A 22,155-nucleotide genomic window follows, 5' to 3' on the forward strand; every position below is an offset into this window, starting at 1 on the left:
CGCGCGTGCCCATCTTCTCTGTCGCCGATCTGCGCGTCGCGTTCGGCGGCGTGGACGTGGTGCATGGCGTCTCGTTTTCCGTCGAGTCGGGCAGGACGCTTGCCATCGTCGGTGAATCGGGCTCGGGCAAGAGCGTGTCGCTGCTCGGCGCCACCGGCCTTCTGCCACCGGCGGCGAGTGTTCGCGGCAGCGTGCTGCACAAGGGCGATGAGATACTGGGCCTCTCCGCCGGCGACCTGCGCCGGCGGAGAGGTGCCGACATCGGCTTCGTCTTCCAGGACCCGCTCAGCAATCTTCATCCGTTGAAGACGATCGGCCAGCAGATCGCCGAAGCGATCACCGCGCACCGCAGGGTGGGACGTGGGGAGCTGCGTCAGCGCGTTCTCGATCTTCTGGCCGATGTCGGCATCCCCGACCCTTCGGCCCGCGTGAACGACTATCCCAGGCAGTTCTCGGGCGGCATGCGCCAGCGCGTGATGATCGCAGCGGCGATCGCGCTCAATCCCGGTCTGATCATCGCCGACGAACCGACGACGGCGCTCGACGTGACCGTGCAGGCGTCGATCCTTGATCTGCTGAAACGAATCCAGCAGGACCACGGCACGGCGATGATCTTCGTCAGCCACGATCTGGCCGTCGTTTCGGACATTGCCGACGATGTCCTGGTGATGCGCGCGGGGCACGTCGTGGAGCAGGCGCCGGCCGAGCTGATCTACAGGGCACCGCGCCAGGCTTACACCAGGGAGTTGCTCGGTGCGGCGCGGCTTGGCGGCCTTGTTGCACGCGCGGCGCGATCATCGCTACTCCCGGCGCTGCCGTCGATGCCCGATTTGCTCTCCGTCTCGGCAATCGCGCGTTCGTTCGCAGGCCGCTCCGCCGCAGGCGGTCTGATCAGGCCGGTGCTCACGGATATCTCGTTCACCGTCCGCGAAAACGAGATCATCGGCCTCGTCGGCGAATCCGGTTCCGGCAAGTCGACAATCGGCCGGCTGATCGCCGGGCTCGACCGGCCGGACGAGGGCAGCATCTCCCTGCGGGAGCGTATCTATTCGCGTCCGGGTGTCGGCGGCATCGCCATCGACCGGCAATTGCGGTCGGACATACAGGTTATCTTTCAAGACCCCTATGCAAGCCTCAACCCGCGGCGGCGCATCCGGTCCATTCTGGCGGAACCCTTCATCATCGGCACCAGACTGGACGCCGCGGCGATACGCCGGCGCGTGCAGGATCTGGTGCGCGACGTGGAACTTCCCGACGACGTGCTGGATCGTTTCCCGGCCCAGCTTTCAGGTGGCCAGCGGCAGCGTGTCGCCATTGCGCGCGCCATCGCGCTCGAACCCTCGCTGATCGTCGCCGACGAGCCGGTATCGGCACTCGACATCACGACGCAGGCGAAGATCATCAGGCTGCTGCAGACCATTCGCCGGCAGCGAGGCCTGTCGCTGCTCTTCATCTCGCATGATCTCGGCGTCGTGTCGGAACTGTGCGACCGCGTTATCGTGCTGGAGAAGGGCGTCATCGTGGAAGCCGGCGAGACAGGCCGTGTCTTCGGCGCTCCCCGGCATCCCTACACGGTCAGGCTGATAGACGCGCTCCCCGGCAAGGTCCTGCGGCGCAACCCGGTTCCCGAGCGGATCGCCGCGCATGCCTGAGATCCGTGCCCTGGCGTCCGTCCAGGACCACGTCCTGCTGGGGCATGGCGAGGTGGTGAATTCCTACAGGTCGCTGCTTCTGCGAGCGCTGCTGCGCGAACGGTCCTTTCGCATCGGCGCGCTGATCATAGGCTTCGTCACCGCCGGTGCGCTGCTGGCGCCAGTGGTCGCATGGCTGCTGGGGCACGGGGTGACGGAGCAGTTCCGCGATACGGCGTTGACCGAGATGGGACTGCCGAGTGGCCCCACGTTCGAATTTCCACTTGGCGCCGACGGCAACGGCCGCGACGTGCTGGTCAGAACGCTCTACGGCGCGCGCGTATCGCTGGCCATCGCCATCCCGGCGACCACGCTTGCCATGATCATCGGCACCGCCATTGGCCTCGTCAGCGGATTTCTTGCCGGTCGCGTCGACCGCGTCATTTCGCAGGCGGTGGACGTCGCTTTGTCGTTTCCGTTCATCGTCACCGCGCTCAGCCTCCTGTCGCTGAACCGGGGCGTCGATGGCAAGCCGTTTGTTGCGCCCTCCCTGGTGGTGGTGCTGATCATAACCCTGTTTTCCTGGACCTACTTTGCCCGGCTGACGCGTGGCCTGGTGTTTGTCCTGCGCCGCAGCCCGCTGGTGGAAGCCGCGCAGACGATCGGCGCCTCGAAGACCAGGATCATCATGCGCGAGATCCTGCCCAACATCGCGCCGGTCATCCTGGTCTACTGGGCGGTACAACTGCCGACCAACATCATCGCCGAAGCGACGCTCTCCTTCCTCGGCGTCGGCGTGCAGGCGCCGCAGCCGAGCTGGGGCAATATGATCGCCGAGGCGCAGCGCTCATCCCTCTACCAGTTGCAGCCATGGTTCCTGCTCGGACCCGGCATCGCGCTGTTTCTGACCGTGGCCGGCTTCAACACGCTGAGCGCTGGCCTGCGCAACGTCGTCGACCCCCATCGCCGCAGCGGGTGACGCCATGATCCGGCACACAGGCGGGCTGATCTTCCGGGCACTCTCGACGCTGCTGATCGTGCTGGTGATCGCGTTCTTCATCACCCGCATAGCCTATCGCAATCCGGCCGCGATGCTGGCGCCGCGCAACGCCAGCCAGCAGGCGATCGATGCCATAGCACACGCGCTGCGGCTCAACGAGCCATGGTATCTGCAGTTGTGGTACTATCTCTACCGCGGCCCCGACATCCAGGGCGCGCCGATGGGGATCGCTCACTGGCCGCCGGCGCTGGGCTACTCCTTCCGCAAGCAGACACCGGTGACAGACCTCATCCTGTCCAAGGTGCCGGTGACGCTTTCGCTCGCCCTTGGTGCCGTCGTCATTTGGATGACGCTGTCGATCCTGCTTGGCGTGATTGCCGCGCGCCGGCAGGGCTCCTGGCTGGACAGGCTGATATCGGGCTTCGCCTATGCGAGCCTGTCGGTGCCGACGTTCCTCTCCGGCATCCTGATCTCCTATTTCCTGTTCTTCCAGCTCTCCAACCATGGGGTCTTCTGGTTTCCAAGCAGCGGTTATGTGCCGCTGACGAAAGATCCGTTCGAATGGGCCCGGCATCTGGCCCTGCCGTGGCTGACGCTGGCACTTGCCGAGATCGGCATTTTCCAGCAGCTGATCCGCGCAAGCATGCTTGAGGTTCTGGGCGAGGACTACATAAGGACGGCGCGCGCCAAGGGTGTTCCGGAATGGCGGGTCTATTACGATCATGCGTTGAAGGCCGCGCTCAATCCGGTGATCACGCTGGGTGGCCTGGAGCTTGCCGTCATCATGGGTGGGGCGATCGTCACGGAGACGATCTTCGGATTGGACGGCGTCGGCCGGCTGGCGATCAACTCGGCGCTTGAAGGCGATTTTCCGGTCGTCATCGGGACGACGATCTTCGCCGCGGCATCGTTCGTGTTCTGCACCTTCGCCGTCGACATCACAACCAGATGGCGCGACCCGGCGAGCCTGTCGTGACCGCCCGCCATCAGGCAATTCGCTCTCATTTCAGCACGGATATTGGGAAAAATATCCGCTCTGGCTGACATCGATGAAGCATGTTCCCTTATCATAATCACCTTTGTCTATAATCTTACTACACAAATAGCACCGCAATTCGCAAGCAGATCGGCCGCGTCATTCGGTGGAGCCACACTCTCCTGCGGAGCGACATCTCAGGCTCCGCGATCAATTACTCGACAAGGTGAATTCACGATGATCTCCCGCCTGTTGCGAACCATCATGCTGTCTCTGGCAGCCACGCTTCTGACGCTGACCGGACTTGCGGCACAGGAGGCGGGCGGGACGCTCAACCTGATCGTCCAGCCTGAGCCGCCGACGGTCAATATCGGCGTCAATCGCCTCGGGCCGACGACCTATGTCGGCAACAAGATCTACGAGAGCCTGTTGACCTATTCGGCCGATCTGAAGCCGCTGCCGCGCCTGGCGCAAAGCTGGTCGATTTCGGATGACGGCCTCGTCTACACCTTCAACCTGCGCCGCGATGTAAAATGGCATGACGGCCAGCCGTTCACGGCCAAGGACGTGGTGTTCAGCTTCAAGAAGTTTCTGCCGGCACTTCAGGCCCGCTCGCGACTCAACCTGGCGGAGGTGAAGGACATCGCCACGCCGGACGACCACACCGTGGTGTTCACGCTCAAGGCGCCGTACCCAGCCTTCATCTACGTCCACAACACCGCCGTGCTGCCGGCCCATCTCTATGAAGGGGTGAGCGACTTTCGCACCGCCGAGGCAAACAGCAAGTTCATCGGCACCGGGCCGTTCAAATTCGCCGAGTGGAAGAAGGGGTCCTTCATCCACCTTGTCCGCAACCCTGACTATTGGGATGCCGGCAAGCCGCATCTGAACGACATCTTCTTCCACGTCATCCCTGACGCCAACAGCCGCGCCATCGCTTTCGAAACCGGTCAGGTGGATGTGCTGCGCGCAGGCGACGTCGAGAACTTCGACATTACGCGGTTGGCCGGGCTCGATGGCGTGCAACTGACCGAGGCAGGCTGGGAATTTCTTCAACCGGTCGGCTACATCCACCTCAACAACCGCCACAAGCCGCTCGACGATGCGCGGGTGCGCCGGGCGATCGCGCATGCGATCGACCGCCAGTTCATCATCGACACGATCTTTGGTGGATTCGGCCACGAGACCAACGGCCCGCTGTCGCGTCTGTCGCGGTTCAAGGACACATCGGTCGAAACGAAATATGAATTCGACCTGGCCAAGGCGAACGCCATCCTCGACGAGGCCGGCCTGAAGCCCGACGCCAACGGCGTGCGCTTCGAACTGCAGTTCGTTCCGCTGCCGTATGGCGAGCTGTGGCAGCGCGAGGCGGAATATATCCGGGAGGCGCTGACGTCTGTCGGCATCAAGGTCAACATCGTGGCGACCGACGTGCCGGGCTGGTTCAAGCGGCTGACCACCTTCGACTATGATCTTGCCGAAAACTTTGTCTACACCACCCCCGACCCGGCAATCGGCATCAGCTATGCCTACACCACGCTCGAAGGCGACAATGCGGGCACGACCGGCGGCAATGTCCATGGCTATTCCAACCCCGAGGTCGACAGACTGCTGGCCGACGCCGCCCATGAGAACGACTTCGACAAGCGCAAGGCGCTCTATTCGCAAGCCCAGAAGATCATCTCCGCCGACGTGCCGCTCATCTGGACGCACGACATCGTCTTTCCGACGCTCTACCGAACCAAGGTTCACAATCTGATCGCGACCGGTCTCGGCACAGATGAAAACTTCGCCGATGTCTGGCTGGCGAAATAGCTGGCGGGGCTGGGTAGGATGGATCGTCTTGGCTTCCTGACGGGACGGGCCGCCCGCGCGGTTCTCATCCTGTTTGGGGTTATCGTGCTCAACTTCGTGCTGCTGCGCCTCGCGCCGGGAGATGCGGCATCCGTCCTGGCCGGGGATCAGGGCGCGGCCGACCCGGCCTTTGTCGCGGAACTGCGCCACGATCTCGGGCTTGATCGCTCCGTGCCCGAGCAATTGTGGATCTACACCAAGTCGCTGGCGCGTCTCGACTTCGGCCAATCCTACCGCGACCAGCGTCCTGTTATCGATATCATCGCGGAAAGGCTGCCGGCCACACTGCTTCTGACATTGACCGCCTTTGGCTTTGCGTTGGGGACCGGCATTGCGCTCGGGTCTATCGCCGCCCGGCACGCCGGCAGTCTGCTCGACACCGTGCTGACCGGCATTTCGGTGATGTTCTTTGCCATGCCGCTGTTCTGGACCGGCCTGATGGCGATCCTGCTGTTTTCGGTCTGGCTGAACTGGCTGCCGTCCTACGGCATGCAGACGGTAGGCGAGGGCGGGTCGGATCTCTCGCTTATCGGGGATGTCGCCGTTCATCTCATTCTTCCGGCTCTGACGCTCGGCCTGTTCTACATGGCCATCTACATGCGCGTGACGCGCGCCTCGGTGCTCGACGTGCTCGATCGCGATTTTGTCCGTACCGCCAGGGCCAAGGGCCTGAAACCGGGATTGATCTGGCGCCAGCATGTGCTGAGGAACGCGCTGCTGCCGATCATCACCTTCGCCTCCTTGCAGGCCGGACAACTGATCGGCGGGTCGATCCTGATCGAGACGGTGTTCGCCTGGCCGGGCGTCGGGCGTCTCGCCTTCGATGCCCTCATGCAGCGGGACTACAACCTCTTGCTGGCGATCTTCTTCATCACCTCGACAATCGTCGTCGTCATCAACCTGGCCGCGGATTTTCTCTACGTTGCCGCCGATCCGCGCATCGAAATGGGAGCTTGAGGCGATGGCCTTGCCGCGAACCCCGTTCCTCAGGCATCCGGGCGCCGTCGCCGGCGCGCTGATCCTGATCGCGATCCTCCTGATGGCGATCTTCGCCGGTATCCTCTTTCCGGGCGATCCCTGGCGCATGGTTGCGCGCCCGAACCTGCCGCCCTTCAGCCCGGGTCATCTGTTCGGCACCGACATGCTCGGCCGTGATCTTGCGGCCGGCATCGCCCACGGGGCGCAGGTCACGCTGCTGATCGCTCTGGCGGTGACGCTGCTCGCCGTCGCCTTCGGCACGGCGATAGGTGCTGTCGCCGGCTATTTCGGCGGCTGGGTCGACGACGTCGCCATGCGGTTCACCGAGTTCTTCCAGACCATCCCAAGCTTCCTGCTGACGGTCGTCATCGTTGCGATCGTCGCGCCTTCGCTGGCTTCGATCATCCTGGCCATTGCAATCGTCAGCTGGCCGCAGATCGCCCGGCTGGTCCGGGCCGAGGTGCTGAGCCTCGTCAACCATGACTTCGTGCGGGCGGCACGGGTTGGCGGGCTGTCGACTGCCCGGATCATCTGGGGGCACATCCTTCCCAACGTGCTGTCGCCGGTGATCGTTGCCGCTTCGTTGATGACGGCGACCGTCATCCTGATCGAATCGGGCATCAGCTTCCTTGGTCTGGGCAATCGCGAGTTCGTCTCCTGGGGCTATCTGCTCGGCACCGGCAGGACCGCCTTTCGCGTCAACTGGTGGCTGTCGACCATCCCGGGCCTGGCGATCTTCCTCACCGTTCTTTCCCTGAACCTCGTCGGCGACGGCCTGAACCATTGGCTCAACCCTCGCAACAGCAATCGCGGTGGGCGCGCATGACGGCTCTGGTCGAGATCGCGGGTCTCTCCATCGCTTTGCCGGAGCACGCCGATCGAGCATTGGCCGTCGAAGACGTGTCGTTGCGTATCGACCGTGGCGAAGTGCTCTGCCTGGTCGGCGAATCCGGATCTGGCAAATCGGTATTGGCCGCGGCCATTGCCGGCCTGTTGCCTGCCAAGCAGCTCCGGATCGCCGCCGGTGCGATCCGTTTCGATGGCCGCGACATTGCCGGGATCAGCGAGGCTTCGTTCCGCCTGCTGCGCGGCAAGCGCATTGGCTTCATCTTCCAGGAACCGATGAGCGCGCTCAATCCGGTGCTGACCATCGGCCGCCAGATCGAGGAAGCGCTCGCCGCGCATGACGGTGGCGACCGCAAGGCGCGCACCGCTCGCGTGCTGGAACTGGCGCGGGCAACCAGGCTTCCGGATCCCGAGACGATCATTCACCGTTACCCGCACCAGCTCTCGGGCGGACAGCGGCAACGGGTGATGATCGCCATGGCGATCGCCAACGATCCGGACCTGCTGATCGCCGATGAACCCACCACCGCGCTCGACGTCACGACGCAAGCGGAAATCCTGCGGCTGATCCTTGAAATCCGCGAAAGGCTCGGCCTCGCCGTTCTGTTCATCACCCATGATATCGGCGTGGTCGCCGATATCGCCGATCGCGTCGTGGTGATGAAGGAGGGCCGGGTGATTGAGAGCGGCAGAGCAAACGACGTCCTCGAAGCGCCATCGCAGCCCTACACACGCCGCCTGATCGAAGCCGTTCCGGTTCTTCATACCAGTGCAATTCAAAGACGGGACGCAGGGGATCCGTTTCTCGTTGTCCGCGGGCTGAGCAAGACCTATCGTGATCGCCGCGCCCCTTGGCGGCGGCAGGCCTCCGCCACCAGGGCGCTGGACGGTGTCAATTTGACGATTGGGCGCGGCGAGACGGTCGCCCTCGTCGGTGAATCCGGTTCGGGCAAGACGACGCTCGGCCAATGCGTCGTCGGACTGGCCGACTGGGATGAAGGCAGCCTGAGCTTCGACGGTGGCGATCTCGCCGGCACGACACGGGAGCGCACTTTACGTCCGCGTATCCAGATGGTGTTTCAGGATCCGATCGCCTCCCTCAATCCGCGCCATCGCGTCCGCCGCATCCTTACCGAAGCCGCCATAGTCAACGGCCTTTCACGCGAGAGGGCGGAGGAGAGCATGTCCCGCCTCCTTGTCCGCGTCGGACTTGACCCCGGTGCGGCCGATCGTTTCCCGCATGCCTTTTCAGGCGGCCAAAGGCAGCGTATTGGCTTGGCGCGAGCACTCATGCTTGAGCCCGACCTGCTCGTCGCCGACGAACCGGTCTCGGCCCTGGATGTCTCGATACAGGCGCAGATTCTCGACCTTCTGGCGGAAATCAAACGCGATCTTGGCCTGTCGATGCTGTTCATCACGCACGATCTTCGTGTCGCCTCGGCGATCGCCGACCGCATCGTCGTCATGCAGAGCGGCAAGATCGTCGAGGACGGTCCCGCCGAACAGGTTTTGACACGTCCCGGATCCGACTATGCGCGTGCGCTGCTGGCGGCGGTCCCAGGCCTGTCCTGGGAGCGGAGCCGCAGCCAGATCGACCGGGCCGCCGCGGAATAGAGGCGTGATACCGGTCGCAGGGCAAATCTACCAATCTTGTAGAATTAACAAAAACGCGCTGTCCGTCTTGCCCGAGCGATACTGGAATTTCCCCACCTGCCACCGAAAGGGATGGCGTTTTCTTTGTTTCCATCGCCTGCGGTGCGACGCTTCGATCACCAAACAAGAGGTCGAAATGAGCAGTTCTGCTGGTAAACAAACGATTCCGGTGCTGGATTTTTCCCGCTATGAAGCCGATCCGGCATCTCGCAAAGAATTCATCGAGGGACTGCGGCGCGCTGCACGCGATGTTGGCTTTTTTTACCTGACCGGACATGGCATCGCACAATCGCTGATTGACGATGTGCTTGGCACGTCACGACGTTTCTTTGCCTTGCCGGACAAGGACAAGCTCCAGATAGAGATGGTCAACTCGCCGCATTTCCGCGGCTACAACCGGATTGGACAGGAACTGACGAAAGGCCAGAGGGACTGGCGCGAGCAGGTCGACATCGGCTCGGAGGCACCGGCGCTGCCGCGCAATGCCTCGTTGCCGGCCTGGACGCGCCTGCAGGGACCAAACCAATGGCCGACCGCCTTGCCCGAGCTGAAGCCGCTTCTGCTGGAGTGGCAGGATCGCCTCACCGATCTTTCGACGCGCCTGCTGAAAGCCTTTGCCATTGTCCTGGAGCAGGATGAGGGTGCTTTCGAAGCCATCTATGCCGGCACGCCGAACCACCTCATCAAGATCATCCGCTATCCCGGCCGTGACGCGACCGAAAGCGAGCAAGGCGTCGGTGCGCACAAGGACAGCGGCTTCCTGACGCTCCTGCTGCAGGAAAGGCAGAAGGGGCTGCAGGTCGAAAGCGCCGATGGCGATTGGATTGACGCCGAGCCGCGCGCCGGCACCTTTGTCGTCAACATCGGCGAACTGCTGGAAATGGCGACCGATGGCTACCTGAAGGCCACCGTGCACCGGGTCGTAACGCCGCCAGCCGGCACCGACCGGCTGTCGGTCGCCTTCTTCCTCGGCGCTCCGTTCGATGCCGAGATTCCGCTCCTGGATTTGGCGCCGCACCTGAAGGCGCAGGCGAACGGGGTCACCCGCGATCCGCAGAATCCGCTCTACCGCAATTCCGGGCAAAACGCGCTGAAGAGCCGGTTGCGTTCGCATCCCGACGTCGCGCGGCGCCATCACGCCGATCTGCTGGCCGTCCAGGCACGCGCCGAAGCTGTCCCGGTCGCTTGACCGCCACAACCATCAGGAAGGAACGATAAATGACCCTGGAAAATCTTTCTCCCGAGACCCTTGCCCTTCACGGCGGCTCCTGGCGCGCCGATCCCGCCACCGGCGCCGTTGCCGTACCTATTTACCAGACCACGTCTTACCAGTTCCAGGACACCGGCCATGCCGACCGGCTGTTCGCCCTCGATGAGATCGGCCATATCTACACGCGCGTCTCGAACCCGACGCAGGATGCGCTGGAGACCCGCATCGCGGCGCTGGAAGGGGGTGCTGCTGCCCTTCTTGTGTCCTCCGGCCAGGCGGCTTCAGCCTATTCGGTGCTGAACCTTGCCGGCGCCGGCGACAACATCGTCTCCGCCACCGATCTCTATGGCGGCACCTGGGCCCTTTTTGCCGCGACCCTGAAGCACCTGGGGGTGGAAGTACGGTTCGTCGATCCGTCCGACCCTGAGAATTTCCGCCGTGCCACCGATGCGCGGACACGCGCCTACTATGCGGAATCGCTGCCCAATCCGAAGCTGCAAGTCTTCCCGATCAAGGAAGTCGCTGACATCGGCCGGTCGCTCGGCGTGCCGTTGATCGTCGACAACACCGCGGCACCGCTGAGCATCAGGCCGTTCGACCATGGCGCGGCTGTCGTGGTCTATTCGGCGACGAAATACATTGGCGGCCACGGAACCTCGATCGGCGGCATCGTCATCGATGGCGGCAACTTCCCATGGGAAGACCATGCCGAACGCTTCCCGACGCTGAACCAGCCCGATCCAAGCTATCACGGCAAGGTTTGGGTCGAGGCGGCCAAAGCGCTTGGACCGGTGGCGTATGTACTGCGCATCCGCACCGTGCTTCTGCGCGACGTCGGTGCCGCGATCAGCCCGTTCAATGCCTTCCAGCTGCTGCAAGGCCTGGAGACGCTGCCCTTGCGCCTCCGTCAACACAATGAGAACGCCATCAAGGTGGCGGAGTTTCTGCGCGGTCATCCAAAGGTAAGCAACGTCATCTTCCCACGCTACCAAAGCGGCGAGAGCAAGCGCCGGGCCGACGCCTATTTCCGTCAGGGCAGCTACGGCGCGCTGGTCGGGTTCGAACTCAAGGATGGCCGCGAGGCTGGACGTTCCTTCATCAACGGGTTGAAGCTGCTCTATCACGTCGCCAACATCGGCGATGCGCGCTCGCTGGCTATCCATCCATCGACCACGACCCACTCGCAGCTTTCGCCGGAAGAGCAGCTCGCGACCGGCGTGACGCCCGGTTATGTCAGGCTTTCCGTCGGCATCGAGCATCCTGACGACATCATTCGCGATCTTGAACAGGCGCTCGATCAGGCCGTCGGCGATCGCGAATTGAAGGCCGCCTGAGGCATTTCTGCTGGCGAACAAATCGTCGGCTCCACATCGATCCGGTCACAGGAGGGTACAATGACTTCCAGCAGGAAAATCGGGGCAACATCGAAGATCTCGCGGCGCGGCGTGTTGCGCGCCGCCGGCACACTCGGTGTTGGCGCCGCGGCTGTGGCCCTGCTCGCCAGGCCGACCAGCTACGCCATAGCCGGCAATGCGACCAAGGTGCGGTTGTCATGGACCGAGTTCGCGGCCTGCCATTCGCCGATCGCCTTCGCCCTTTCGAAGGGCATCTATGCCAGGCATGATCTCGACATCGAACTCTACTATCAAGGTGCCAGCGGCCAGACGCTGATCCAGTCGATCGCCACCAACAAGACGGATGCCGGCGCCGGCTTGCTCTATGACTGGGTCAAGCCGCTGGAGCAGGGGCTGGACGTCAAGCTGTTCGTCGGCTCACATGGCGGCTGTACAAGGCTGCTGGCGTCCGAGGCCTCCGGCGTCACCACGCTCGAAGGTCTGAAGGGCAAGACCATCGTCTCCTATGACGTCGCCAGCCCGCCAAAGCACTCCTTCCAGGTTGCGCTGGCCAAGGCAGGCCTCGATCCCGAAAATGATGTGAACTGGCTCAACGTGCCGTTCGATCTGGTCGGCGAAACGGTTGGCAAGGGTCAGGCCGATGCGCTGGCGCATCTCGATCCGTGGGCCTATTCCCACAAGAAGAAGTTCGACCTTGTGGAAGTCGCCAACACGCAAACCGGCTCGTTCGAAGGTGCAGTCTGCTGTGTGCTTGGCGTCAATTCGGCTTTCCTGGATGCCAACAAGGATGCCATCCGGCGGTTGGCCGAGGCCGACATCGAGATCCACGAATATGCCGCGGCGCATCCAGATGAGGTGGCAAAGTGGTTCGTCGACAATCTCAACCCGGGTTTCCCCTTTGAAGATATCCGCGACGAGATTGCGTCATGGGTGTTGCACAACCATCCGGTCGGCAAGGATCTGCAGGATCAGGTGAAGCATGCGGCCGCTGATCTGTCGCTGATCAAGGTGCTCGATCCCACCACCGACCCGGCGGAACTCGCGCAGCGGGTGACGGTCGACATTCTGGCCTGACGGTTGCGGTGATGAGCGCAGCGATCGACGAGGACGCAGGCGAAAAGAGTGTTTCTTCCGCTTCTGCCGGGCCGGTGTGGAAGCACGGGCTCTATGCCGCCTCGGCTTGGCTGCTCGCTGCCATTGTCACGATTGCCTTCCCCGATGTCGTTCCGTGGGGTAGCCGCGATGTCTTCGTCGCCCTGCTGGTCGCCGGAGCGATGATCCTGGCCGGTCTTGCATTCAGCGTCGAAAAGCTTGGCGGATTTGGCCGCGGGCTGATGCACTACGGTCCATGGCTGATTGTGCTGGGCCTTTGGTTCGCGGTCTGGGAGTTGATCACCGCCAAGCTCGGCTGGATGCCGAAACCATTCTTCACGCCGCCGCACGGCCTCCTGCATGTCTATATCGTCGACTGGCAACGCATCCTCATCTGCATCGCTTACACCGCGCGGCTGTGGACCATCGGCTTCTTCAGCGGCATCATTGTCGGCTTCATTGGCGGCGTGGCGCTAGGCTGGTCCAAAAACTTCGCCTATTGGGGCATGCCGGTGCTGAAGCTGATCGGCCCCGTGCCGGCGAGCGCCTGGATCCCGGCAACCTTCTTCCTGTTCCCGACGACGTTCCAGGCGAGCCTGTTCCTGGTCGCGCTTGCATCCGGCATACCGGTCGCGATCCTGACCGCGTCGGGCGTCAACTCGGTCAACCGCTCCTTCTACGACGTGGCGCGTACGCTTGGCGCCAGCAGCCGCTATCTGGTTCTTCGCGTGGCGATACCGGCCGCTCTGCCGCATGTCTTCGTCGGCCTGTTCATGGGGCTGTATTATTCCTTTGCCGTGCTGGTGGTCGCCGAAATGCTCGGCGCGAAATACGGTCTGGGCTGGTATCTGCAGTTCCAGACGGCCTATTCGGCCTACGCCAACGTCTACGCGATGCTGATCGTCATGGCATTGCTCTGCTCGGGTCTGGTCAAGCTGCTGTTCGTCGCGCGCGACCGGCTGCTCGTTTGGCAGAAGGGTGTCGTACAATGGTAGCCTTCGGCACCACTCGCGTCGCGGTCGATAACTCTGCCGGTCTTTCCGTCGACTTTCTCGGCGTCTCGCATCAGTACGATCTGGATGGGCAACCCTTGCCGGTGCTGCGCCAGATCGACCTGGCCGTGGCGCCAGGCGAGTTCGTGGCGCTGCTCGGTCCGTCCGGCTGCGGCAAGTCGACCCTGCTGCGGCTGGCGGCAGGGCTGGAACGGCCAAGCAGCGGTGAGGTGCTGGCAAACGGGACAATCGTCGCCAGACCGGATCCGTCGCGCGTCCTGGTGTTTCAGGACCCGACGCTGTTTCCGTGGCGGACCGTTCGCGACAATGTCGCCATCGGGCCGGAAGCGCGCGGCGTCCTGCCTGGCAGTCAGAAGCGGATCGATGGTGCGCTTCGCCTGGTCAAGCTCGAGGCTTTCGCCTCCGCCTTTCCGCACCAGCTGTCCGGCGGCATGGCGCAACGCGCCGCGCTGGCGCGTGCCCTGATCAACGACCCGCGCCTGCTGTTGCTCGATGAGCCGCTGGGCCGGCTGGACTCACTCACCCGGCTGACCATGCAGGAGGAGCTTTTGGCGCTCTGGCGGCAGGCCGAATACACGGTCATTCTGGTCACCCACGATGTCGAAGAGGCGCTGCTGTTGTCCGGGCGCGTCATCGTGCTGACCGAGCGCCCGGCACGCATCAAGGCCGAGGTCGCGGTCGATCTGCCCTACCCCCGGCGGCGTGACGATCCGCGCATCGTAGCCCAACGCCAGCACATCCTCGAGATTCTCGGGTTCTCGGCATGACCGAAAATACGTCGGCATCGGTCAGAAAACTGTTTTCGCCGCGCTGGCTGGAAGCGGCGGGAATTGTCCTGACGCTCATTGCTCTCGTCTGGTGGGCGATCGTCTACGCACAGGTCATGTCGAACACCGGATTTCCAATCGAGCGCACCCTGCCATGTCTGCTGCAGACGTCTGACCGCTGCTCGCTTGCCATGTCGTTGTGCAAGACTTGGCATTTCCTCGGCATCCGGCGCTATTCGCCCGAACTGTTGTGGGCCGGAGCGATCATTTCCAGCTTCGCGCTTCTGTGGGGGAGCTCCATGCAAAATCCAAAGCAGAAAAAAGAAGGAACCTGACCATGCCCAGAATTGTGCCGGTGCTCGATCTGAGCCGTCTCGAACAAGGTGCCTCCGAATATCGTACCTTTCTCCTGGACCTGCGCACGGCGGCGCGAGACGTTGGCTTCTTCTACCTCAGCGGCCACGGAATTTCCGCCTCGGAGATCGACGACGTGCTCGATGCCTCGCGCCGGTTCTTCGCGCTGCCGGAGGCCGACAAGCTGGCGATCGAAATGGTCAAATCCCAGCAGTTCCGCGGCTACACCCGCGCCGGTGGCGAACTGACCAGGGGCGCGGCCGATTGGCGTGAGCAACTCGATTTAGGCGTCGAGCGCCAGCCCATAGCGCAGGGACCTGGAATTGCACCATGGACAAGGTTGCAGGGACCGAACCAGTGGCCGTCTGCATTGCCGGAGCTCAAGCCGGCACTGCTTGCATGGCAGGCCAAGGCGACCGCGGTGGCGATTCGGCTGCTGAAGGCCTTCGCGCTGTCGCTTGACCAGCCGGAGGATGCCTTCGACGCGATCTACCGGGACTCGCCCAACCATCGCATGAAGATCGTCCGTTATCCCGGCCGTGACGCGACCGAAGGCGACCAGGGCGTCGGCGCGCACAAGGATGGCGGTTTCCTGACCCTGCTGCTGCAGGACGACAACAAGGGGCTGCAGGTCGAATATGACGGAAGCTGGGTGAATGTGGATCCGCTGGCGGGAACGCTGGTCGTCAACATCGGCGAACTGCTCGAACTGGCATCGAATGGCTATCTGCGGGCCACCGTGCACCGCGTCGTGACGCCGCCTGCCGGCGTCGAGCGGATTTCCGTCCCGTTCTTCTTCAGCGCGCGGCTCGATGCGACCATCCCGCTTCTCGGCCTTTCCGAGGAACTGGCGGCGCAGGCGCGCGGACCGGCAAGCGATCCCGACAACCCGTTGTTCCGCGATGTCGGAACCAACGTGCTCAAAAGCCGGCTGCGTTCACATCCCGACGTGGCACGCCGCCACTACGCTGATCTCCTCCAGACCGGAACCGCGGGCTCGTAACGGCTGCTGAGCACGAATTTTTGCTCATTTGTATATTTTTGGAATTCCATTCGTCGCCAAGTAACCAAAATAGGCTCAAACAGGTAAAATCGTTCGGCGGTTTCCTCCCATTCCGCTGAACGGTGTTCCCCTCTGAAGGTTTAACCTTCTTTTGGCCGGGCCGTATTCGAGCCCGGCCATTTTTTTGTCCCGGGATATTCTTCTTCAGCCGCGCTGGAACGTGTCTTTCGCGAGGGAACACATTCGGGAACGGTGCAGGTTCGCATTCGCCGCCAATGGGCATTTTCGAAGCAATCTGCTTTCCGGACAGGCAGAAAATTGGATTGCCGTTCCTTAGTCTACAAAAATTATAGAGTTAACTTCGGGGCAGTCGAACAGAGCGGGGGACGTTCCGCGATCGGCTGACAACAATGAACCTCAGGAGTTGACTGACATGACGATTGCAATGCGGCTTGGCGCCGGTTGGAGGACGGCACTGGCGACGACGCTGGTGGTGGCGGGATTGTTTTCGACCGCGACCTATGCGGGCCCGACGCTCGACAAGATCAAGGAGCGTGGCTCCATCAAGGTCGGTGTCGGCACGACACCCGGTTTCTTCTCGCCGGACAGCAACGGTCGCTGGCAAGGCTTCTTCGCCGACTATGGACGCGCCCTGGCGATCACTGTCTTTGGCGACCCGGACAAGGTGGAGTTCACCAACTCTTCGCCGCAGCAGCGCCTGCCGGCGCTCCAGGCCGGTGAGTTCGACATTCTGCTGTCGGGCGTGACGGTAACGATCACGCGTGCCTTCCAGCTCGGCTTCCATTTCGGTCCGACGGTTTTCTACGACGGCCAGGGCATCCTTGTGCGCAAGGACCTCGGCGTCACCAAGGCTGCCGACCTGGACGGTGCCACGATCGGCGTTCAGAGCGGTACGACCGGCGAGTTGAACATCGCCGATTTCTTCCGCAAGACCGGCAAGAAGTTCACACCGGTGACGATCGAGGATACCGGCGAATTCATCAACGCACTGGAGACAGGGCGCGTCGACGCCATCACGCAGGACTCGTCCGATCTCGTTGGCAAGCGCACCCAGCTGAAGAAGCCCGATGACTACATTATCCTGCCCGAGCGGCTGTCGAAGGAGCCGCTCGCACCGGCAATCGCCGGTGGCGACGACCGCTGGCTCGAAATCGTCAACTGGACGGTCAACGCAACCATCCAGGCCGAGGAATGGGGCATCACCAGCAAGAATGTCGACGAGTTCCTGAAATCGCCGGATCCGGCCATCCAGCGCTTTCTCGGCGTCGACCCGTCGCTCGCCCAGGCGATCGGCCTCGATCCGAAATGGGCCTATAATATCGTCAAGACTGTCGGCAATTACGGCGAAATCTATGACCGGAACCTGAAACCGCTCGGTTGGGAGCGCGGCTACAACAGCCTGTGGACCAACGGTGGTCTGCTGTACTCACCGCCGTTCCGCTGAGACCCTTCAGCCAATGTCATTGACGGACGAAACCGTGCCGGGTCCAGACGGACCCGGCATGTTACGCAAGTTGTCCAGGTGGTGGGGCGACTGGCCGCTGACCCAGATCGCGGTGATCGCGGCTGTCATCGCCCTGTTCTGGCTGCTCGGCCACAACACCGCCGCGACCATGGCGCGCATCGGCATCACGCCGGGGTTCGACTTCCTCGGCAGGCCGGCGAATTTCGAGATCGGCGAGGCGCCGATCGCCTTCAGGGCGGGCGACCCCTATGCGCGCGCGATCCTGGCCGGTCTTCTGAACACGCTGACGGTGGCAGCGCTTGGATGTCTGCTCGCCACGATCCTCGGCGTTGCTCTCGGTGTTGCCGGCCTCTCAGGCAATCTGTTGCTGGCCGCGCTCGTGCGCTGGTATGTCGAGATCGTCCGCAACACGCCGCTTCTGCTTCAGCTGTTCTTCTGGATTTCGCTGGCAAAATCGTTTCCCTCGCCACGCCAGGCGCTCTCGGTCTTCGGCAGTTTCTTCCTCACCAACCGGGGCGTGTTCGTTCCCGGGCTCGCCTTTCATGGTGTGTCGGCGCCGACGCTCTGGCTGCTTGTCGGCCTCGCCTTGGCCTATATGGCTTTCCTTTGGAGGGCGCGGCGCGAGGGCAGCTTGCCTGCCAGGCGGCTGGGCATCGCAACCGCGGGGCTGCTGGCTGGCGTTGTGCTGACCTTTCCTCTAACCGGAGCCGGTGCGAGCTGGGAGATACCGGCGCTGGCTGGCTTCAACATTCGCGGCGGCTACAATCTGACGCCGGAATTCACGGCACTGTTGACGGGCCTGGTGGTCAAGTTTTCGGCGGCAATCGCCGAGATCGTGCGAGCCGGCATCCAGTCGGTCGACCGTGGCCAATGGGAAGCGTCCCGGGCGCTTGGCCTGCACAGCGGCCAGATCATGCGGCTCGTCGTGCTGCCGCAGGCCTTGCGCGTCATCACGCCGCTGACAACGTCCAGCTACCTGGACCTGACCAAGGATTCCAGCCTTGCGGTTGCCATCGGCTACCCTGATCTCGTCAGCATCATCAACACCACCGCCAACACGACCGGGCAGTCGCTGGAAGCGCTGACACTGCTGATAGGCATCTATCTGGCGATCAACCTGTCCGTATCGGCCGCCATGAACCACTACAACCGGCGTGTCGCTCTCAGAGGAATTGCGAGGACATGAGCATCTCCGACGCTGTTTACCTACGACCGTGGCGATCGTCGGCAACGCTGCGGACGTTGAAGATCGGGCTTTTCGGCACCCCGCTCAATTCAGTCATCACCCTGGTTACGGTGGCGTTGCTGGGCTGGATCGTACCGCCACTGCTGCGCTGGGGCGTATTCGACGCGACATGGACCGGAACCTCAGCCGACTGTGCACTCGCCAACGGCGCATGCTGGGCGTTCGTGGGGGCGAAATTCCGCTTCATCCTGTTCGCCTTCTATCCGCCGGCGCTGCAATGGCGCCCGCTCGTCGTCATGGTGCTGCTGCTGGGGCTCCTCGTCATCACCGCTCAGCCGCGATTTTGGCGCAAGGGATTGCTCGTCGCCTGGCCTGTCGTCGTCGTCGCCAGCTGGATCCTGATGTCCGGCACGCTGGTGCCTCCCGCCGTCCCATCGAACCAGTGGGGCGGGCTGGCCGTTACGCTGTTCGTATGGTCGGTCTGCTTCGGACTGGCGACGCCGCTGGCGATCCTGCTCGCCCTGGCGCGGCGTTCCGGCATGGGCGGCCTGCGCACGCTTGCGATCGCCTTTATCGAACTGATGCGTGGCACGCCGATGGTGGCCATCCTCTATGTGGCGATGCTCATCCTGCCAATGGCCATTCCGAATGGCCAGCTGATCGACAAGAATGTCCGGGCGATGATCATGATCACGCTGTTCTGGTCGGCCTATGTCGCCGAGGTCGTTCGTGCCGGCCTCCAGGCAATACCGGCGGGCCAGCACGAGGCCGCGACCGCGCTTGGCCTCGGCTATTGGCGCACGATGCAGCTCGTTGTCCTGCCGCAGGCGCTGCGTCTGGTCATTCCCGGCATGGTCAATCTGGCGATCGGCTTCCTGCTGGCGACATCGCTGCTTGCCGTCATCGGCATTTTCGACCTGCTCAATGCGGCCCGATCCTCGGCGGCCGATCCGCAGTGGCTCGGCTACTACGACGAGGCTTATCTGTTCGCTGCGCTGATCTATTTCGTGCTGTGCTTCGGCGGCTCACGCTACAGCCTCTGGCTGGAGACATATCTGCGCCGGTCGCAGCGACACTGAGCCCATAAAGCTCGCCGGCGGAGCGCTGTGCCATTTTGCGCTGGCGGCGGGGAAGCGAATGCTGCGGAAGCGCGTGGCGGGGGAACGCAATACCTTCCCCGTGCCTTGATGGAGGTCGATCCTCGTCGAGATTTGTTCAATCTCCAACGTCCGAGATATCCGCCACATGACACGAAAACAATTGCGCCTCGGCGCCTTCATGCGCCCCGTCAGTCTGCACACCGGCGCCTGGCGTTACCCGGGCGCCTATCCCGATGCCAATTTCAATTTCGCGCATCTGAAACGCTTCGCCCAGACGCTGGAGGCGGCGAAATTCGACGCGTTCTTCATGGCCGACCATCTGGCCGTTCTCAACATGCCGATCGAGGCGCTGCGGCGCAGCCACACTGTCACGTCGTTCGAGCCATTCACGCTGCTGTCGGCGCTCGCCGCCGTCACCGACCATATCGGGCTGGTCGCTACCGCATCGACGACGTTCGACGCGCCCTATCATGTTGCCCGCCGCTTCGCCTCGCTGGACCATATCAGCGGCGGACGCGCCGGCTGGAACATCGTCACCACGTCCAACCCTGACGCGGCGCTGAACTTCGGCCTCGACGAGCATGTCGAGCATGATGAGCGTTATCGGCGGGCACGGGAATTCTACGATGTCGTCACCGGCCTGTGGGACAGCTTCGCCGACGATGCATTCATCCGCGACGCCGAAAGCGGGCTCTATTTCGACCCCGCAAAGCTGCATGTGCTTGACCATAAGGGCGAGCATCTTTCGGTGCGCGGTCCGCTCAACATTGCGCGGCCTATCCAAGGCTGGCCGGTCATCGTCCAGGCCGGCGCCTCGGAGGCGGGGCGACAGCTGGCTGCCGAAACGGCGGAAGTCATTTTCGCCGCCCATGCCGATCTCGCCTCGGGGCAGCGTTTCTTCGCCGACGTCAAAGGCCGTGCGGAGAAACTTGGCCGCTCGCGCGACGACATCAAAATCCTGCCCGGTGCCTTTGTCGTGGTCGGCGACAGCGTCGAGGACGCGCAGGCCAAACGGGCCAAGCTCGACAGCCTCGTCTATTACGAGAGCGGCATCGCCTCGCTGTCGATCGCGATCGGACATGATGCGTCCGGTTTTGATCCCGACGCGCCCTTGCCCGAAATCCCCGAGACCAATGCCTCGAAGAGTGGCCGCGAGCGCGTCATCGAACTGGCGCGCGAGGAGAACCTGACCGTTAGGCAGCTTGCGCAAAGGCTGGGCGGCTATTCCGGGCTTGCTTTTGTCGGCACGCCTGAAACAATCGCCGACGAGATGGAGGAATGGCTGGTTGCCGAGGGCTCCGACGGGTTCAACATCATGTTTCCCTACCTGCCGGCAGGGCTCGATGATTTTGCCGAGAAAGTGGTGCCGGAATTGCAACGGCGAGGCATCTTCAGGCGGCAATATGAGGGGTCGACACTGCGCGAGAATCTCGGCCTGAAGCGGCCGCCCAACCGGTTTTTCGAGTAGAACATCCTTCGCGGAGAGGTCTCCATGTCAATCCAGTCCAACACCCGCATCGTGCTCGCGGCGCGACCGCAAGGCCGGCCGAAGCCGGATCATTTCCGCATCGAGACGGTCGACCTTGACCAGCCGGGAGAGCGCGAACTGCTGTTGCAGATTCTTTATCTGTCGCTCGATCCCTATATGCGCGGTCGTATGAACGCCACCAGATCCTATGCCAGGCCGGTCGATGTCGACGGTGTGATGGAGGGCGGCACCGTCGCGCGTGTGATGATCTCTCGCCATCCGGAGTTTGCTGAAGGCGACATCGTCCTGTCCCACTCCGGATGGCAGAGTTTCGCCCTGTCCGACGGTGTCGGGCTGCGCAAGCTCGATCCCGCGGCGGCGCCCATCACGACCGCACTGGGTGTGCTCGGAATGCCGGGCTTCACGGCCTATGCCGGTCTGCTCACCATCGGACAGCCGAAGCCTGGCGAAACGGTCGTCGTGGCGGCCGCCAGCGGTGCGGTCGGGTCGGCCGTCGGCCAGATCGCGCGCATCAAGGGAGCGCGTGCCGTCGGCATTGCCGGCGGTGCCGAAAAGTGCGCCTTCGTGCGAGACGAGCTGGGCTTTGACGCGGTCGTCGATCACCGGGCCGACGATTTTGCCGAGCAATTGAAGGCAGCTTGCCCCGGCGGCATCGACATCTATTTCGAGAATGTCGGCGGTCCTGTCTGGGACGCGGTGTTTCCGCTGCTGAACGAGTTTGCGCGTGTGCCGGTCTGCGGGCTGATCGCGCAGTACAACGTCATCGCGGATGCCGGCACCGACCGGTTGCCGACATTGATGCAGCAAGTGCTGCACCGCAGCCTGACGATCAGGGGTTTCATCCAGCGCGAATTTGTCGACCAGCGCCCGGCCTTCTACCGCGAGATGGCCGACTGGATAGCATCCGGCCGGGTTCGATACAGGGAAGATATCGTGGATGGCATCGAAAATGCGCCACAGGCCTTTCTTGGCCTTCTCGAAGGCAGGAATTTCGGCAAGCTGATCGTGCGTATCGCGGAATAGTTGCTGCGCAACAATCAGTCGGGGCTGCCTCGAGCAATTTCAGGAAAAGTGTGAAACGCTTTTCCGTCCGGATTGCGTAAAAACAAGGAGTTAGAGCGGGTCGCCGTTTCCGTGAAACGGTGAACTGCTCTAGGCAATT

19 protein-coding genes are annotated in these 22,155 nt (G+C 62.9%); all 19 read left to right on the forward strand.

Annotation, left to right across the window (positions count from 1 at the left end):
- Window positions 1-5 precede the first annotated feature (5 nt).
- Window positions 6-1,652: a dipeptide ABC transporter ATP-binding protein gene (locus tag NKI99_RS05140; protein ID WP_352609998.1), complete on the forward strand. Its 1,647-nt coding sequence runs from the start codon at window positions 6-8 to the stop codon at window positions 1,650-1,652.
- Window positions 1,645-2,610: an ABC transporter permease gene (locus NKI99_RS05145; protein WP_352610000.1), complete on the forward strand. Its 966-nt coding sequence runs from the start codon at window positions 1,645-1,647 to the stop codon at window positions 2,608-2,610. Before NKI99_RS05140 ends, NKI99_RS05145 begins: the two co-directional genes overlap by 8 nt.
- A 4-nt stretch (window positions 2,611-2,614) precedes the next feature.
- Window positions 2,615-3,607 carry an ABC transporter permease gene (locus NKI99_RS05150; RefSeq protein WP_023809084.1) on the forward strand — a complete coding sequence of 331 codons (993 nt, stop codon included), beginning with the start codon at window positions 2,615-2,617 and terminating at the stop codon, window positions 3,605-3,607.
- Window positions 3,608-3,844: 237 nt separating this feature from the next.
- Window positions 3,845-5,422 carry an ABC transporter substrate-binding protein gene (locus tag NKI99_RS05155; RefSeq protein WP_352610002.1) on the forward strand — a complete coding sequence of 526 codons (1,578 nt, stop codon included), beginning with the start codon at window positions 3,845-3,847 and terminating at the stop codon, window positions 5,420-5,422.
- Between the two features lie 18 nt (window positions 5,423-5,440).
- Window positions 5,441-6,418, forward strand: a complete 978-nt coding sequence (locus NKI99_RS05160) for an ABC transporter permease (RefSeq protein ID WP_352610003.1) — start codon at window positions 5,441-5,443, stop codon at window positions 6,416-6,418.
- A gap of 4 nt (window positions 6,419-6,422) precedes the next feature.
- On the forward strand, window positions 6,423-7,265 hold the full coding sequence (locus NKI99_RS05165; protein WP_352610005.1) for an ABC transporter permease: 843 nt from the start codon (window positions 6,423-6,425) through the stop codon (window positions 7,263-7,265).
- Window positions 7,262-8,899 (forward strand): dipeptide ABC transporter ATP-binding protein, encoded by a 1,638-nt coding sequence (locus NKI99_RS05170; RefSeq protein WP_352610007.1) that lies wholly within the window; start codon window positions 7,262-7,264, stop codon window positions 8,897-8,899. Before NKI99_RS05165 ends, NKI99_RS05170 begins: the two co-directional genes overlap by 4 nt.
- A 175-nt stretch (window positions 8,900-9,074) precedes the next feature.
- Entirely contained in the window at window positions 9,075-10,127 is a 1,053-nt protein-coding gene (locus NKI99_RS05175; RefSeq protein ID WP_023809079.1) for an isopenicillin N synthase family dioxygenase, read from the forward strand.
- A gap of 29 nt (window positions 10,128-10,156) precedes the next feature.
- Window positions 10,157-11,482, forward strand: coding sequence for an O-acetylhomoserine aminocarboxypropyltransferase/cysteine synthase family protein (locus NKI99_RS05180; RefSeq protein WP_023809078.1), 1,326 nt, complete (start codon window positions 10,157-10,159; stop codon window positions 11,480-11,482).
- A gap of 60 nt (window positions 11,483-11,542) precedes the next feature.
- Window positions 11,543-12,577 carry an ABC transporter substrate-binding protein gene (locus tag NKI99_RS05185; protein ID WP_023809077.1) on the forward strand — a complete coding sequence of 345 codons (1,035 nt, stop codon included), beginning with the start codon at window positions 11,543-11,545 and terminating at the stop codon, window positions 12,575-12,577.
- A gap of 11 nt (window positions 12,578-12,588) precedes the next feature.
- Entirely contained in the window at window positions 12,589-13,590 is a 1,002-nt protein-coding gene (locus NKI99_RS05190; RefSeq protein ID WP_352610009.1) for an ABC transporter permease, read from the forward strand.
- On the forward strand, window positions 13,584-14,375 hold the full coding sequence (locus NKI99_RS05195; protein WP_352610011.1) for an ABC transporter ATP-binding protein: 792 nt from the start codon (window positions 13,584-13,586) through the stop codon (window positions 14,373-14,375). The genes NKI99_RS05190 and NKI99_RS05195 overlap by 7 nt, the downstream gene beginning before the upstream one ends.
- Window positions 14,372-14,710 (forward strand): hypothetical protein, encoded by a 339-nt coding sequence (locus NKI99_RS05200; protein ID WP_352610013.1) that lies wholly within the window; start codon window positions 14,372-14,374, stop codon window positions 14,708-14,710. The genes NKI99_RS05195 and NKI99_RS05200 overlap by 4 nt, the downstream gene beginning before the upstream one ends.
- Before the next feature lie 2 nt (window positions 14,711-14,712).
- A complete protein-coding gene (locus NKI99_RS05205) occupies window positions 14,713-15,732 on the forward strand; it encodes an isopenicillin N synthase family dioxygenase (protein WP_128302598.1) in 1,020 nt (339 codons plus the stop codon).
- A gap of 433 nt (window positions 15,733-16,165) precedes the next feature.
- A complete protein-coding gene (locus tag NKI99_RS05210) occupies window positions 16,166-17,197 on the forward strand; it encodes an amino acid ABC transporter substrate-binding protein (RefSeq protein ID WP_352610015.1) in 1,032 nt (343 codons plus the stop codon).
- A 58-nt stretch (window positions 17,198-17,255) separates the two neighbouring features.
- Complete coding sequence (locus NKI99_RS05215; RefSeq protein WP_352553657.1) at window positions 17,256-18,404, forward strand: amino acid ABC transporter permease; 1,149 nt, start codon at window positions 17,256-17,258, stop codon at window positions 18,402-18,404.
- A complete protein-coding gene (locus NKI99_RS05220) occupies window positions 18,401-19,483 on the forward strand; it encodes an amino acid ABC transporter permease (protein WP_032908639.1) in 1,083 nt (360 codons plus the stop codon). Before NKI99_RS05215 ends, NKI99_RS05220 begins: the two co-directional genes overlap by 4 nt.
- Window positions 19,484-19,649: 166 nt before the next feature.
- The gene (locus NKI99_RS05225; RefSeq protein ID WP_352553652.1) at window positions 19,650-20,972 is read left to right on the forward strand and encodes an LLM class flavin-dependent oxidoreductase; all 1,323 of its coding nucleotides are present in this window, start codon (window positions 19,650-19,652) and stop codon (window positions 20,970-20,972) included.
- A gap of 24 nt (window positions 20,973-20,996) precedes the next feature.
- Entirely contained in the window at window positions 20,997-22,016 is a 1,020-nt protein-coding gene (curA, locus tag NKI99_RS05230) for an NADPH-dependent curcumin/dihydrocurcumin reductase (RefSeq protein WP_352610017.1), read from the forward strand.
- The last annotated feature ends 139 nt before the right edge of the window (window positions 22,017-22,155 follow it).

This window comes from Mesorhizobium sp. M0239, assembly GCF_040321815.1.
Classification (GTDB): Bacteria; Pseudomonadota; Alphaproteobacteria; order Rhizobiales; family Rhizobiaceae; genus Mesorhizobium.